The organism is uncultured Algoriphagus sp. (assembly GCF_963974835.1).
GTDB lineage: Bacteria > Bacteroidota > Bacteroidia > Cytophagales > Cyclobacteriaceae > Algoriphagus.
Map to the genome: position 1 here is coordinate 107,340 of NZ_CAXBET010000005.1, position 15,288 is coordinate 122,627.

At 40.5% G+C, this 15,288-nt stretch carries 16 protein-coding genes; 12 read left to right on the forward strand and 4 right to left on the reverse strand.

Annotated elements, in window-relative coordinates; genetic code table 11:
• Nucleotides 1–56: 56 nt before the first annotated feature.
• Complete coding sequence (locus tag AACZ73_RS11825; protein WP_339878329.1) at nt 57–1,208, forward strand: 1-acyl-sn-glycerol-3-phosphate acyltransferase; 1,152 nt, start codon at nt 57–59, stop codon at nt 1,206–1,208.
• On the opposite strand, the gene AACZ73_RS11830 is transcribed toward AACZ73_RS11825, so the two are convergent.
• Entirely contained in the window at nt 1,180–2,406 is a 1,227-nt protein-coding gene (locus AACZ73_RS11830) for a GAF domain-containing sensor histidine kinase (RefSeq protein ID WP_339878051.1), read from the reverse strand. The two genes, AACZ73_RS11825 and AACZ73_RS11830, sit on opposite strands and share 29 nt — an antisense overlap.
• A 61-nt stretch (nt 2,407–2,467) precedes the next feature.
• Here AACZ73_RS11830 and AACZ73_RS11835 point away from each other — a divergent pair, with 61 nt between their 5' ends.
• The 10 genes from AACZ73_RS11835 (at nt 2,468) to AACZ73_RS11880 (ending at nt 10,880) form a co-directional block, all read left to right on the forward strand.
• On the forward strand, nt 2,468–3,109 hold the full coding sequence (locus AACZ73_RS11835) for a peptidylprolyl isomerase (protein ID WP_339878052.1): 642 nt from the start codon (nt 2,468–2,470) through the stop codon (nt 3,107–3,109).
• A 178-nt stretch (nt 3,110–3,287) separates the two neighbouring features.
• Nucleotides 3,288–3,446, forward strand: coding sequence for a hypothetical protein (locus tag AACZ73_RS11840; RefSeq protein ID WP_339878054.1), 159 nt, complete (start codon nt 3,288–3,290; stop codon nt 3,444–3,446).
• Between the two features lie 21 nt (nt 3,447–3,467).
• On the forward strand, nt 3,468–4,547 hold the full coding sequence (locus AACZ73_RS11845) for a Gfo/Idh/MocA family oxidoreductase (RefSeq protein ID WP_339878056.1): 1,080 nt from the start codon (nt 3,468–3,470) through the stop codon (nt 4,545–4,547).
• Between the two features lie 60 nt (nt 4,548–4,607).
• Nucleotides 4,608–5,366, forward strand: coding sequence for an SDR family oxidoreductase (locus AACZ73_RS11850; RefSeq protein ID WP_339878058.1), 759 nt, complete (start codon nt 4,608–4,610; stop codon nt 5,364–5,366).
• Nucleotides 5,367–5,574: 208 nt separating this feature from the next.
• The gene (locus AACZ73_RS11855; protein WP_339864139.1) at nt 5,575–6,435 is read left to right on the forward strand and encodes a fumarylacetoacetate hydrolase family protein; all 861 of its coding nucleotides are present in this window, start codon (nt 5,575–5,577) and stop codon (nt 6,433–6,435) included.
• Entirely contained in the window at nt 6,432–7,256 is an 825-nt protein-coding gene (locus AACZ73_RS11860) for an amidohydrolase family protein (RefSeq protein ID WP_339878059.1), read from the forward strand. The genes AACZ73_RS11855 and AACZ73_RS11860 overlap by 4 nt, the downstream gene beginning before the upstream one ends.
• Before the next feature lie 107 nt (nt 7,257–7,363).
• On the forward strand, nt 7,364–8,128 hold the full coding sequence (locus AACZ73_RS11865) for an SDR family oxidoreductase (RefSeq protein ID WP_339878061.1): 765 nt from the start codon (nt 7,364–7,366) through the stop codon (nt 8,126–8,128).
• Between the two features lie 9 nt (nt 8,129–8,137).
• Nucleotides 8,138–9,454, forward strand: a complete 1,317-nt coding sequence (fucP, locus tag AACZ73_RS11870) for an L-fucose:H+ symporter permease (protein WP_339878062.1) — start codon at nt 8,138–8,140, stop codon at nt 9,452–9,454.
• Nucleotides 9,455–9,613: 159 nt separating this feature from the next.
• Nucleotides 9,614–9,955 carry an L-rhamnose mutarotase gene (locus tag AACZ73_RS11875; protein WP_339878063.1) on the forward strand — a complete coding sequence of 114 codons (342 nt, stop codon included), beginning with the start codon at nt 9,614–9,616 and terminating at the stop codon, nt 9,953–9,955.
• 10 nt (nt 9,956–9,965) lie between these two features.
• Nucleotides 9,966–10,880: an alpha/beta hydrolase gene (locus AACZ73_RS11880; RefSeq protein ID WP_339878065.1), complete on the forward strand. Its 915-nt coding sequence runs from the start codon at nt 9,966–9,968 to the stop codon at nt 10,878–10,880.
• A 118-nt stretch (nt 10,881–10,998) separates the two neighbouring features.
• Here AACZ73_RS11880 and AACZ73_RS11885 read toward each other — a convergent pair whose 3' ends face one another.
• Nucleotides 10,999–11,475: a GNAT family N-acetyltransferase gene (locus tag AACZ73_RS11885; protein WP_339878066.1), complete on the reverse strand. Its 477-nt coding sequence runs from the start codon at nt 11,473–11,475 to the stop codon at nt 10,999–11,001.
• A gap of 419 nt (nt 11,476–11,894) precedes the next feature.
• Entirely contained in the window at nt 11,895–12,113 is a 219-nt protein-coding gene (locus AACZ73_RS11890; protein ID WP_339878068.1) for a hypothetical protein, read from the reverse strand.
• 452 nt (nt 12,114–12,565) lie between these two features.
• On the opposite strand from AACZ73_RS11890, the gene AACZ73_RS11895 reads away from it, so the two are divergent.
• Nucleotides 12,566–13,099, forward strand: a complete 534-nt coding sequence (locus tag AACZ73_RS11895; RefSeq protein ID WP_339878069.1) for a PRC-barrel domain-containing protein — start codon at nt 12,566–12,568, stop codon at nt 13,097–13,099.
• A 242-nt stretch (nt 13,100–13,341) separates the two neighbouring features.
• On the opposite strand, the gene AACZ73_RS11900 is transcribed toward AACZ73_RS11895, so the two are convergent.
• Nucleotides 13,342–15,084 carry a GMC family oxidoreductase gene (locus AACZ73_RS11900; protein WP_339878070.1) on the reverse strand — a complete coding sequence of 581 codons (1,743 nt, stop codon included), beginning with the start codon at nt 15,082–15,084 and terminating at the stop codon, nt 13,342–13,344.
• Nucleotides 15,085–15,288: the final 204 nt, after the last annotated feature.

The window sequence follows — 15,288 nt, forward strand, 5'->3', positions numbered from 1 at the left end:
TTAGCTTCTAATTCTAAGCTAAATTTTGCTTTTTGCAGACCACCCACCAGATTATTATGTCGCAATTTGATTCTATCAGGCCTTTTTATGATGCAGAAGCTAATGTTGCAATTCGCAAGATTGTAGATGATCCTATGATGGAGGCAATGATGAGTTTCACGTTCCCTTCTGACAGTAAGGAACATTGGAAGGATCTAATGGTACACACGCATTCACTTCGGGACTTCCAGGTGAACTTTATTTACCCTGGCGTGCAAAAGGTTTTGGAAAAAAGCTCCGAAGGATTGAGTACCGGTGGTTTTGAGCAATTGAAATGTAATACCGCTTACCTTTTCATTTCAAATCACCGTGATATCATTCTTGACACTTCTTTGCTCAATGCGTGTCTGTATGAAAATGGACTAGTACTTACCACTTCTGCTATAGGTGACAATTTAATACAAAAGCCTTTTCTTCACACCCTTTCGAAGCTCAACAGAAACTTCGCAATCAAACGTGGATTACAAGGAAGAGCCTTGCTGGAAAGCTCACAAATAGCATCTGCATACATTAAAAAGTCTCTGCTTTCCGAAAATCGGTCTGTTTGGACGGCACAGCGTGAGGGACGAACAAAAGATGGGAATGACTCTACACATCGTGGAGTTTTGAAAATGCTTACACTGGCAGAAGAGGGACCTAATCCTTTCGGCTATTTTGAAAAAATAAAGGTAGTCCCCATTTCGATTTCTTACGAATACGATCCCACAGACATCCTAAAGATGCCTGAGTGGCTAGCCAAGTCCCGGGACGAAAAGTATATTAAAGGAGAAAATGAAGATTTTCTAAATCTTCTGCGTGGGATAATGGGAAACAAAAAAAGAATCCATCTACAAGTCAATGGATTATTGGATAAGGAAATTCAGGAAATCTCACAAATGGAACTCAGCCAGCCCGATAAACTCAGCAAATTGGCAGAGACTATCGATCAGAAGATATGGGCAGGTTACAAGCTTTGGCCAAGTAACTACATTGCACACGACTTACTTTATGGTGATGGGGAATATGTAGACTTTTATACTGAAGAGGAAAAAAAATCATTTGAAAAGAGAATGAATGAAAAAGTAAATACCAACAATGAATTCCTAATCAAAAGCTTTTTGGCGATGTATGCTAACCCAGTAAACAACCAAAAATCTGCTATCAGTATGGATTTACCTTCGTCTCAATAATAAACTGAGTGCCTTTACCCAGCTCTGAAACAATATTCATAGATCCACCTTGCTGATAGACCAGTTGTCTGACCAATTTTAGCCCCAATCCAAATCCAACTTCTCCCTTTGTCCCGTTATTTGTGGACGTACCGCCTCTTAAAATTTCATTAATCTTGACATCCGTCATGCCAATTCCGTTATCTTCTACTTTTAGCTCTAATATCAAATCCAATCCCTGACGTCTTAAATTGAGGAATAGAGAAATTTTGCCTTCGTTTTTCGTGAACTTAATTGAATTGGATAGAAGGTTACCCAAGATCTGTAAAATATTGTGTTTGGAAAAAGCTTCGAATTGATTTTCCGGACTGATGCTAATATTAAAATCTATGTTTTTGATTTTGATCTGAGGAGCTAATAGGTGTGAGATGGTTTCTTTAAGTTTAACCAAATTAGTATCACCATCTTTCAACTCATGGGTTTTACGAGAGTTTCCATCATATTCTTTTGTCAAAATATCTTTTGTCAGCTCTAATAAGGTCAAACTGCTCTGCTGGATCATCTCTGAATAATCCTGTATTTCTTGTGGAGTTGCAGGTGTATCTGTGTCAAGAATCAGTTCTGATAAACCCATGATACCACCTATCGGACCTCGAACATCATGAGCCAGTTTCTTCTGATTCAGTTCAGACTGCTTCATTTTATTTTTTAGGTCAGCCACAAGATTACTTACCCGTAATCTGTCTACGACTTGCCTAGCGATCAACCTTAAAATATCCTTGACATCATTCGAAAGATGCATAATTTGACTATCCAAAACACACAAGGCTCCAAGATTATACCCCTCGGGTGAGGTCAAAGGCACGCCCATGTAATATCGTAGATTTGGTGCATCAGTTACATAAAACTTATCCTTAAAACGGTCATCAGCTCTTAGATCCTCCACCTCAAATCCTTCTTTCAATTCGGTTTGAATAGTGAACTGACATACTGAATCCTCTTTTGGCATCTGGGTAATGTCCATGCCGTAAGACGAGACACTCCACTGGGTGAAAGAATCGATTAAATTGACTAATGAAACTTCTGTTCCGCAAATCTTTGCAGCTAATTCGGTCAGAAAGTCTAATCCTTGTCTTGGTTCATAATAATCGACACCTAGATTACTGAGTGCCAAAAGCCTATCTAATTCATTCTCTTGTAAGACGGATTCTTGATTCATTTTACTAATTTTAATTCATCAGATACAAAAAATCTTTATTTCAAATATCTTTCCAAACGAAATGACAAATACTTTTCTATATACTCGTTATTCCTCTAATTGGATTACCAAACTCTATCTTTCTAATATTTTACTATTGGTGTTGGGCCTGTTTTTACTTTCTAATAGCAATTTGCTTGCCCAAGATTCCGATATCAAAGTTCCTGTAGGACAAATCGTTACATCATACGGAGAAATACTCATAGCGCTAGATGACAGAACTCCTAACCATAAGGAAAGCTTTATCGAACTTGCAAATGCAGGCTATTGGGATTCCCTGACTTTTAACCGAGTCATTCCAAATTTTGTTGCGCAAGGTGGCTGCCCTGATACCGAAGAAGGATTTAATGACCCTGAGTATCTTCTGGAACCAGAGTTTGTGCCTGAGCTAAAGCATGTTTATGGAGCAGTCGGCGCAGGAAGAGATGATAATCCTGGAAAACTCTCCGCCAGATGCCAATTTTATATCGTTCAGAACCCCGAAGGAATACCCAGACTGGATGGAGATTACACAGTTTTCGGTCATGTAATTAAGGGAATGAGCGTGATTGAACAAATTGTTCGGGTAAAGCGAGACAGTAAAGATGAACCAATAAATCCAATTACTTTGTCTGTAAAAATAATCTCATTAGAAAAGGCTCAAGTTGATAAAATGCGAAATTGATAAAGTAGATTAGTCAGAAGACCTTTCACTTTATTATTTACCTAATGAATAATCCTTGCTACAGAAGGAAAGCCTTAAAGTATTATGAAGGTTTTGTGAGAATCCTATTCGCATTTTTACTTGTCTTCTTTTTATTTTTAATGACAAAATTCAACTAAAGAAACCCAGCTTCTCGATCATGGTAGCAGCTGAGGAAATGACAGGAAAATATATGGCCTCAAATCCCTTTTCCGCCAATTTTGATAATCCGATGAATGAAAAATATTTAATATCAATCGCGCTTAGGAGCAAAGAAGATGAATTGGAAGAGGTTATAGACGAAAAAGTAAATCAATAATAAAAGTAAGGCCCAAAATAAATGAGTACAAAAACACCATTACGAATACTAGTAGTTGGCTGCGGAAATATGGGGATAGCACACGCTACTGCTTACCACAATTTTTCTGAATTCGAAATTTGCGGTCTCGTTTCCCGCGGCAGTTCCAAAAACAAACTCAACGAGAAACTTCAAGCTAATTACCCACTTTTTTCAGATTTCGACGAAGCCCTATCCCAGTCCAAACCTGATGCAGTTTGCATTTCTACTTATCCCGATACGCATGAAGACTTTGCTGTAAAATCTTTGGAAGCTGGATGTCATGTTTTCATTGAAAAACCACTTGCTGATACCATCGAAGGCTGCGAGCGGATAATTGCAAAAGCGAAGGAAATGGACAAAAAAGTAGTCGTGGGTTATATTTTGAGACATCATCCATCTTGGATTCGGTTCATTGACGAAGCTAAAAAGCTTGGCAAGCCGCTTGTAATGCGAATGAATCTCAATCAGCAAAGTCAAGGCTACATGTGGGATGTGCATCGAAATCTAATGAAAAGCCTCAGCCCTATCGTGGATTGCGGAGTGCACTACATCGATGTAATGTGTCAGATGACTCGATCAAAACCAGTATCTGTATCCGCAATCGGCGCAAGACTCACAGACGACATTTCGAAAGACAATTACAACTACGGCCAACTCCAGATTCGCTTCGAAGATGGTTCAGTAGGTTGGTATGAAGCTGGATGGGGACCAATGGTGAGCGAGACAGCCTTCTTTGTGAAGGACGTTTTTGGCCCAAAAGGCGCTGTCTCCATTACTGCAAAAGATGCCGGAGCTAGTGGTCAATCAGACAATATAGATTCCCACACTAAAACAGAATCTATCCGGGTTCACCATGCGGCAATTGATTCTGAAAATAAATTTACAAGCCCAGATGAATGGATAGATATGAAAGATGAACCAGATCACCAGGAACTCTGCAACCGAGAGCAGCGCTTTTTCCTCAAAGCAATTCTGGAAAACAATTCCTTAGACGATCACTTGGAAGATGCACTCAACAGTCTAAAAATAGCTTTCGCCTGCGATGAGTCAGTTAAAACTGGCGAAACAGTTAAATTATAATCCATGGAAATTATTTTGGGAGTCTAGGTCAAAGACCCTAATTTCCGTTTTGCTTTAATTATGGAAAATAAAACAGTACTTATTACAGGCGGTGCATCCGGAATCGGACTCGCCATGGTTCAGCTTTTTGCAGCCAAAAAAACCAAAGTTTACTTTATAGACATTAATCCGGAGATCGGAGAAAAAGTAGCTCAGAATGAGCGAGAAAAGGGTCTTGATGTCACCTTTCTGTGCGGCAGCGTAGCAGATCCTGTAGAAACTGAAAATCTTATTCAATCAATTCCAGGTAAGATTGATACCTTGATTAATAACGCCGGTGTATCGCACATAGGCAAAGTTGAAACCACATCTCCTGAAGACTTCGACAGAGTTTTTCAGGTAAATGTGAAAGGTATGTTTAACTGTATCAAGGCAGCTCTTCCAAAGCTTAAAGAAAATGGCGGTGGATCAATTTTGAACATGGCTTCAGTGGCTGCTACGATAGGTATTCCTGATCGTTTTGCATACAGCATGACCAAAGGCGCGGCACTTTCCATGACATTAAGTGTGGCAAGAGACTACGTCGCTGATGGGATTCGCTGCAATTGTCTTTCTCCGGGACGTGTGCATACGCCGTTTGTGGATGGATTTTTGGCAAAAAACTATCCAGGTCAGGAGAAGGAAATGTTTGAAAAACTTGCAGCTACTCAGCCGATAGGAAGAATGGCTACACCTTCAGAAATCGCAGAACTTGCCTATTTTGTGAGTTCAGAAACTGGAAACTTCATCACAGGAACAAATATTCCAATTGATGGAGGGTTCTTGGGATTGAAAATGTGAGGAAAAGGATGTTGGATGTCCGAAGACCGATGCCGTAGAATCACAAAATATTCATGAATATACGAGCGTCTGTAAGTCAGTCTGAGCGAAGTCGAAGACATCTATGTAAACATTTGACTCTGACTTCCTTCTGGACTCTTGAATCTAATATCTTGTGTCTTGAATCCAGAGTCTTAATACTTGATACTAACTACTTAATACTTAAAAAATGAAACTTATACGATTCGGCGAAGCCGGCAAAGAACAACCAGGCATACAAGACGAAAATGGTAAATATTTGGACTGCTCAGGGTTCAATGAAGACTGGAACGAAGATTTTTTCACGAACAATGGAATTGCAAGACTTGAAGAATGGTTGGACGCAAATCAGAAGAATTTAAATGAAATCCCTGCTGGTTCCCGCTTAGGCTCGCCAATCGCCAGACCTTCTAAAATAATTTGCATAGGCCTAAACTACCGTAAGCACGCAATTGAATCAGGCATGGCAGTTCCTGAAGTTCCTATCATTTTTATGAAAGCTACTTCTTCTCTTTGTGGGCCATTTGATAATATTTTGATTCCTAAGAATTCAGTAAAAACTGACTGGGAAGTAGAATTGGCTGTGGTGATCGGCAAGCGGGCGAAATATGTAAGCAAAGAAAATGCAATGGAATACGTGGCAGGGTACTGTGTGCACAATGATGTCTCAGAGCGTGATTTCCAATTACATCATGGAGGACAGTGGGTGAAAGGAAAGAGTGCTGATAACTTCGCTCCTCTTGGGCCAGTTTTGGTCACTAAAACTGAGATTGAAGATCCGCATAACTTGAGACTTTGGTTGAAACTGAACGGGAAAATGCTCCAGGACAGCAATACGTCAGATTTGGTTTTCGATATTCCTGAATTGATCGAGCACCTGAGTCAGTACATGACATTATTACCTGGAGACGTGATTTCTACAGGAACTCCAGCTGGCGTTGGCCTTGGATTGACCCCTCCTACTTACCTGAAAGAAGGTGATGTAGTAGAACTAGGCATCGAAGGGCTTGGTGAAGCCAAGCAAATAGCAATCAACGACCCAGAAGCATGAGACTGGATTCCCACCAGCATTTCTGGAAATACAATCCCCAAAAGCACTCCTGGATCACCGACGACATGAAGGTGATCCAGCGTGACTTTCTTCCGGAAGATCTCTTCCCGATTTTAGCAGAGCATAAGATTGACGGTTGCGTCGCCGTACAGGCCGATGAAAGTTTCAGAGAAACAGCCTTTCTATGTGATTTGGCAGAAGAACATGAACAAATCAAAGCTGTCGTGGGGTGGGTAGACTTGGGTTCTGATGATGTGGATAAGGATTTGGATCAGTTTGCTTCGCAAAAAAAGCTAAAGGGCTACCGGGAAGTCCTCCAATCAAAGCCAGTGGATTACATGCTAAGAAAGGAGTTTATCCGTGGTATTGAAAAAATTGGAAAGCGGGGTTATACTTACGATATCCTGATTTTCCACAATCAATTGGAAGCTGCTTTGCAGTTTGTGAAAAAAGCGCCGGAACAGCCTTTCGTTATCGACCACATCGCTAAGCCAAATATCAAATTGGGTATTTGGAGAGAGTGGAAAAAGGAAATGGCTCCACTGGCTGAACGTGATTACATTTTCTGTAAAGTATCCGGTATAATCACGGAGGCGGACTGGAAGAAGTGGACAGCTTCTGAACTTCAAGTTTATCTGGATGTAGTCCTCGAACTATTTGGTCCAAAGCGCCTGATGTTTGGAAGTGATTGGCCAGTTTGTAAGATTGCAGGAGAATATGAGCAGGTTTTGGAAGTCATCGAGCGTTTCACCGATAAACTTTCCAAGACCGAGAAAGAAGCAATTATGGGAAATACTGCTGCTGAGTTTTATGGGATTTGAAGGTCGATAGACAACAGTCAACCGACCACTGAAATCAAAGAATAAATATAAATTTTAAATCACCCACTGTGGACGGTTGTCAGTGGACCGTGGACAATAAAACAAAAATGAACCTAAACCTAACTAATAAAGTCATCCTGATTTCTGGCGGAGCCAAAGGAATTGGCGGGGCTATATCCAGAGGATTGATTGCCGAAGGTGCAATTCCTGTGATGATTGATCCTTCCAAAAAAGAAGGTGCAGAAATCCTCGCCTTGGGAGAAGCCTTTCAGATTCCAATCCGACTTTTCGAAGCTGCTGATGCCGAAAAAGCCGTCAACCTTACGCTAGAGAAATATGGTAGAATTGATGGACTTGTGAATAATGCCGGAGCAAATGACAGTGTTGGTTTAGAAAGTGGAAGCCCTGAAGCATTTGAAAAATCAGTAGCCAAAAACCTCAATCATTACTATCATTTGGCACATTTTGCACTGCCTCATTTGAAAAAAGCAAAGGGAAGCATCGTGAACATCAGCAGTAAAACAGCTGTAACTGGCCAAGGAGGAACTTCTGGTTATACAGCTGCCAAAGGAGCTCAATTATCCTTGACTCGGGAATGGGCAGTGGAACTTCTTCCGTATGAAATCACAGTAAATGCCATCATCCCAGCAGAGGTTTTCACACCACTTTATGAAAATTGGATCAATACATTCCCAAACCCAAAAGAGAGACTAGCTGAGATCACCGCAAAAATCCCTTTAGGAAAACGCATGACAACTCCTGAGGAAATTGCTGCAATGTCGATTTTCCTATTCTCCGACAAAGCCAAACATATCACCGGTCAGCATCTCTTTGTAGATGGTGGGTATACCCATCTTGACCGAGCCTTATAACATATACCCATGACCCAAAAACCTACATTAGTCCCAAAGGAGCTTATCCTACCTTTTATCTTAATCACATCTCTTTTTGCCCTTTGGGGCTTCGCAAATGACATCACCAATCCGATGGTGGCGGCATTCAAGCGAGTACTCGAACTGAATAACACCCAAGCATCCTGGGTGCAAATGGCATTTTATGGAGGTTATTTCACTATGGCTTTGCCAGCTGCCTTCTTTATCAAAAAGTATTCTTATAAAACTGGAATCTTACTCGGTCTAGGCCTTTACGGCTTTGGAGCATTGCTATTTTACCCAGCAGCAGCTTGGGAGAGTTATGGCTTTTTCCTTGCTTCCCTGTACATTTTGACCTTTGGTTTAGCTTTTCTCGAAACCACTGCCAATCCCTATATCTTATCAATGGGACCTGAGGCAACTGCAACTCAGCGATTAAATTTAGCGCAGGCATTTAATCCCATGGGAGCTTTAGCTGGTTTGTTTGTTGCGAAGCAATTTATATTGAATGCACTTCAATCGAATGCAACTGATGCGGATGGTAACATCATATTTTCCTCGCTCGATGAAGCATCCAAAGCAGTAATTCGAACCGCCGACCTAATGGTGATTAGAAATCCGTATGTGATGCTGGGCTTAGTGGTTATCGCCATTTTAGTGATCATTGCGATGGTCAAAATGCCAGAAAGCAAAGAGACAGGCAAAGTTGAATTCAAAGCTACGATGGGTCGCTTGCTGAAAAACAGAAACTTCGTAGAAGGTACACTCGCTCAAATGTTCTATGTAGGAGCTCAAATCATGGTTTGGACCTACATCTACCAATACGCAGAAGTCCTTGGAATATCGAATGCCGATGCTGTAAATTATGGTTATGCTGCGTTAGTGATCTTTTTGGTAGGACGTTGGGTTTGTACCTTTTTACTTCGCTACATCTCTCCTACTAAGTTGCTCAGCATCTTTTCTGTGTTGGCAATTATATTTACTGCGGGTGCTATTTTCCTTCCCGGCATGACTGGGCTTTATTCATTGGTAGCTATTTCATTTGCCATGTCCCTGATGTTCCCTACTATTTATGGAATTGCTTTGGACGGCTTAGGAGAAGACTCCAAGTTTGCTGCAGCCTACCTTGTGATGGCCATCGTGGGTGGAGCAATTATGCCTACACTGCAAGGAATGATCATGGACATTGGCGGAGTCGCATACGATGACACTTTGATTTTGGGCGTTCCAGAGGTTAATTTCTCCTTTATTCTTCCTTTGGCCTGCTTTGTAATGGTGTTGTTGTTTAGTGTTCGAGTTAAAAAGGCGGGAAAGGTAGAAGGTTGAAAAAGTGTTGTAATTGAAAGATTCTAAGATTGGAAAATTGTAAGATTCTTTAATCGGTACATAAGAATCTTGTCTTGTAAATATCGGCACTGGTCAGTTGTCTGTGGTCCGTCGACAAAAAAATAACGGTTAATAATTCTGAGTAAACCTATATTAAACATGAAAACCCAAACCTTTGTATTAATCTGTGACCTGAGAGACGATGAAGAAGCCATTCAAGCTTACGTGGAATGTCATAAAGCAGTAGCTCCAGAAATTATACAAAGCATTCGTGTTTCCGGAATTCTACAAATGAGTATCTATCGCTGGCGTCACAGATTGAGCATGATACTAGTTGGAGATGAAAACTTTACCTTCGAAAAGAAAGCTGCTCTTGACAATGCCAATGAGAAAGTTCAGGATTGGGAAGCTTTTCTCGGTCAATATCAAACTAATCTTCCCGGCACTCCTGACAATTGGAGATGGCAGTTAATGGATAAAATCTTCGAATTCAAAGCCTAAAATAATACCTATGAAAAAGTCTCTTTTAGTATTCAGCCTAATCATGATAAGTATGATCGTGAATGCCCAAGAAATAATCCTTCCTCTTTGGGAAGGCAATCCTCCACTTCAGAAAGATATGGGACTTGAGGAAAAGGCCATTGAGGAAGGAATCATAAGAATAGAAAATGTACAGATTCCCCAAATCGAAGTTTTCCTGCCAAGTAAGCAAATGCGTACGGGTCAAGCAGTGGTAATTTTTCCAGGAGGCGGATATCATATTTTGGCTTACGATTGGGAAGGAAGAGACTTTGCCAAGTGGCTTAATACGCAGGGAATTGTAGGAATCGTAGTAAAATACAGACTTCCAGACTCCAAATCTCTCACAGATGCGAAAGAAGTTCCGCTACTTGATGCGCAGCGGGCAGTTCGCTTAGCTAGACATCACGCCGAAGAATGGATGATTGATCCAGCAAAAATTGGAGTTTTAGGGTTTTCCGCTGGTGGACACTTGGCTTCTACCGTTAGCACTCAATATGAACATGAAGTCGATAGACCAAAAGACGCGATTGATGCACTTTCTGCTCGTCCAGATTTTTCTATCCTAGCGTATCCAGTAATCTCATTCCGTGACGCAAGCGCCCATTCAGGTTCGAGAAAAAATCTAATTGGTGAAAATGCCAGCCAAGAATTGATAGATCGTTTTTCGGGTGAGTTGAATGTAACTGCTGAGACACCACCAACTTTCTTGGTTCATGCGCAAGACGATGGTGGAGTACCTATCGAAAACAGTTTTCTGTACTACAAAGCACTACATGCTCAAAAAGTACCTGCCTCGCTTCATATCTACCCAAAAGGCGGTCACGGTTTCGGGTTTGGCTTAGGAAAAGGGCCTGTTGACGGCTGGAGAGATGTGTTGTTGGATTGGATGAAGGATCTGAAGTAGTAGCTCAGAAACTTGAAATATTAGATTGTCCAAATATTCTGGTAGTAGCATTGCTTGATTAGATTTATAACGTGTGAATCTGTGAGCAATACTTATTGAACTTATTCAGTTGGCTTTCTTATGTCGCTTGTTTTTCAGTGTTTTTCGATATCGTAGATGTCATTTCAATGTGCTCGATACCATCTTCAAGATAGACCTCACCTGACTCCTCAAATCCTAGTGAGTTGTAAAATTTTAGAAGGTAAGTTTGAGCACTAATCCGTACATCACAGTCGCCAAATTTCTCCGAAATAAACAAAAGGCAATCAACCATTAATCTTCTTCCTGCCCCAGTTCCTCTGGCTTTTCTATCACTTACCACTCTCCCTATGGATACTTCATTGTAAGAAACACCAGCAGGCAATACCCTTGCATAAGCAACTAAACTATAGGAAGAAAAAATCATGACGTGGTATGCCAACTGATCTTTGTCATCAGCATCCTGGAATACGCAGTTCTGTTCTACAACGAAAACTTCATTGCGAAGCCTAATAATTGCATAAAGCTCGTGATTGGAAAGCTCATCAAAGTGTTTTACGGATGTAGTAAATGACATGAAATAGAATTCTTATGGCTTTTTAAAATCAAGTGATATTTGGCTAAATGACTCCCTTACGATATTGAAATCTGATAAATTTTCGATGTAATTGTGGAAATCATTTTCACAATTTTATATGAAGGTACAAGAATCTTCAACAACTTTTTTTATAGAATCTAACCATTAGTATTTCAAGATTCTCAAAAATATTCTATTACCCACAAAAATTTGATGCTATCCTAACCTAAAGATGAGATTTATAAACTCGAGTAAGCCTTATTTGACCAAGAGAATATTCAGAGCTTTTTAACTGCCATTATCATAAAAATCTGACCTATGGCTAGAATAGTAAAGCCAATTCCCGACCTACAGAATTAAGTAGGACTGGAATTGGCTTTTGTTTTTAAAAATATTTACTGTGCAGTCATGCACATTATTTATATCAATTCTTCATCGAAGCTCCCGGCATTTAGTTTAGAGCCACTCCTCAAAATAAGAAAACCTCCAGCTACACCCAATGCAATTCTTAGTGCCAAATTCCTGTTTGCTAGCGCAAGTGATAACACATATGAACCAGCAAGCAAAGAGGTGAGTCCCTCAGAATAATTACTGATTTTCGTCAACCTATTTGATATTGTAATATGATTGTCTTTCATGGAATTAGAATTTTCGTTTCAAGCACGTACACTCAAAATTCATGCTATGGAGAATAAACACATGTAGGGCCTGTAATTATAACTTCCCTAACTAATTAATTTTACTACTGGGTATATTTTTCCTCAAATTACGGCAGTGCTTTAAAATTAGGCGCATAATAAATATGCGAATCCTTTTCTCATTAGGAGCAAATAATTAATTAATGGAAAATTTAAGCTGCCGTGAAAATGAGTTTATCGCTTTGAATGAATGTTAAAAATTAGATGATGATTTTTTAAAGTATTCACCTATCAATCAACCCACTTTCAGGAAAATCATTCCACTAAAAGGGAAATCATTTCGCGGCATTATTTGAGGAAAACAGCCTAATCACGTCAATTGGCGGCTTCTTGACTTGGCATAAATCTGGGACTAATTCCATCAAATAATTTACTAACTAACCACAATAAACATGAATACCTCAAACAAAATGCAATTGAGCTCGTCAGATGCGAGGTCCTGCAATGTGAAAACAGCTAGAGATGAGTCTGTTGGATCAATCAAAGATTTTATAATCAATACTTCAACACGTGAGGTTGATTATGTTGTATTAAAAGTAGACGATGGTTTTCTAAATCTTGGGTCAAAGTTGCTTGCTTTACCGCTTGAATCATTTGAATTTCATCCAGTGCAGGAAGACGTTGTAATTGTCAAAGAAACTAAGGAAACATTACAAAATGCACCAGGTTTTGACAATGACGCATGGCCTACTGGACCGCAAGATGAATTTCTTCACACCATGCGTACCTATTACAGTGAGGAACCACGCAGTTTATATGGAAGATATGATCACATCAACAGATCCTATTTCGATGATGACCTAGACAGAGTTGATTCGGAATCCGGTAGAATCCGAGACGCTGAATTTGGCGATGGATTTCTGGAAAGAGGACATCGCGGAGATAGACAATCAGACATTCGTAGAGGTGGGGACCCTTTATTATAAGACTAAAACACAATTTGAATGTGAAAGCTAATCCTTGAATGGATTAGCTTTTTTGTTTATTAAGGCAACATTCCCATAAGGTTTGCATCAGGTAACCTTCCGAAAAGTAATTCCTTTATTCAATGAAATGTTTTAAGTGATGCCAAACCAAATAAGAAGCTTAGAAAGCTGACGAAACTACAGAAGTTTACAAGCAATCTAGTACTCAGGATATCTTATAATAGGAGTTTAAATTCTAATCATCAGATGTTTTTCTTATTCAACTGGTCCACGATATATTCTGATGTCCTCCAGCTCAATGCCAGAATAGTCCACGTCGGGTTCTTATCTGCCTGGGACACAAACGGCCCTGCATCTACCACAAACAAATTACCGCAGTCATGAGCCTGACAATTGGAGTTGAGTACGGAAGATTTCGGATCATTTCCCATCCGCACCGTACCGACCTCATGGATGATCCGACCAGGAGCTGCCAAGCCATATTGGGTTTCAGGACCTTGCTTATCTCCTAATGGAATTGCCCCGGCATTAGTTAATATTTCCTCAAAAGTGTCCTGCATATGTTTAGCCTGCTTGATCTCCTGATCAGTCCAGTTGTAATTAAATCGTAAAACAGGTATACCATACTTATCTACAGTGTTGGGATCTATTTCACAGTAGTTTTCATAGCGAGGAACACTTTCTCCTCTGCCCGCCATTCCTATTCTAGCGCCATAAATTTCTCTTATGTCCTTTTTGAGGTCTTCTCCATAGCCTCCTCCCTCTTTAGGATTACCAAATTCATCCTTAAGATATTTTCTCATAGAATCCATCCCAGATCCTTCCCCGTAGCCAGGCTGAGTCATCCCTCCACCATATTCGATGTGGTAGCCCCGGGCAAAATCCAATTTTTTATTGTCTCCCCACCAAGGTGTATACATATGCATACCTCCTACTCCATCTTCATTATACCGCTCTCTTCCAAATAGCGACGGGATAATTCCAGATCTGCTAGCACCAGTAGAATCGTGCAAATACCTGCCTAGGACACCTGAATCTCCTCCGATGCCATTAGGATGGGATTTGGATTTTGAATTCATCATTATTCTGGCTGACTCGCAAGCAGAAGCACCAAGCACCACCACTCTTGATTTCAACTTATATTCCTTCAAATCCACTTTACTCACAAAGAAAACTCCATTAGCTTTTCCCTGCTCGTTGGTAGTGACTTTGCGAACCATCGAATTTGTGTACAAATCCACTTTCCCGTTTTTCATAGCAGGATGGACAAGACAAGTCCCAGCAGAAAAATCAGCGTATACCTGACAAGCACGATTACATTGACGGCAGAAAAAACATACTCCCCTTTCATTGTTGATTGGTCGGGTAAGCATAGATAGGCGGCCCGGGATCATCGGAACATTCGCTTTGTCAGCACCTTTTTTAATATACAATTCGTGAAGTCTAGGTTTTGGAGGCGGAAGGAAAAAACCATCCGGCTCATTATAGATACCTTCCTTAGTGCCAAATACGCCTATCAATTGATCAACCTTATCGTAGTAAGGCTTGAGGTCATCGTATCCAATAGGCCAATCATCGCCCAATCCGTCAATACTTGCTCTTTTAAAATCATTTGGGCCAAATCGCAGAGAAATCCTACCCCAATGATTCGTACGTCCTCCCACCATCCGGGATCTAAACCAGTCAAAGGAAGTTCCTTCGGTATGGGTATACGGCTCCCCTTCAATGTCCCATCCTCCAATAGCGGCATCAAAGTCACCGAAAGGTCTGATTTGAGTTCCAGCACCTCTGCGCGGAGATTCCCAAGGTGGCCTGAGCTGCGTACGGTCTTCTTCTTTGGCCGGATCAAAATCTCCTCCAGCCTCTATCACAGCTACAGATAAGCCTGCCTCTGATAAAATCTTTGAAGCCATTCCTCCGCCGGCTCCAGATCCAACGATGATTACATCATACTCATCGGAAGTCTTTTTAATTTGAAAACTCATGCTATGAAGATATTAATTCGCTATCAATTAAAGTTTTGAAGCATAACCTGGTTAGTATCCAACTGACCGAAGTTTCTTGCTTTTTGCTATTAGAAATATATCCAATGATGGAATCACAAACTAGTGATTTTCCAGTTCGATTAACAGATTTTGCTAAATGACAAAACAGCGCGCTTTCTGCTCCATCTTCAATGCTGAAATCTT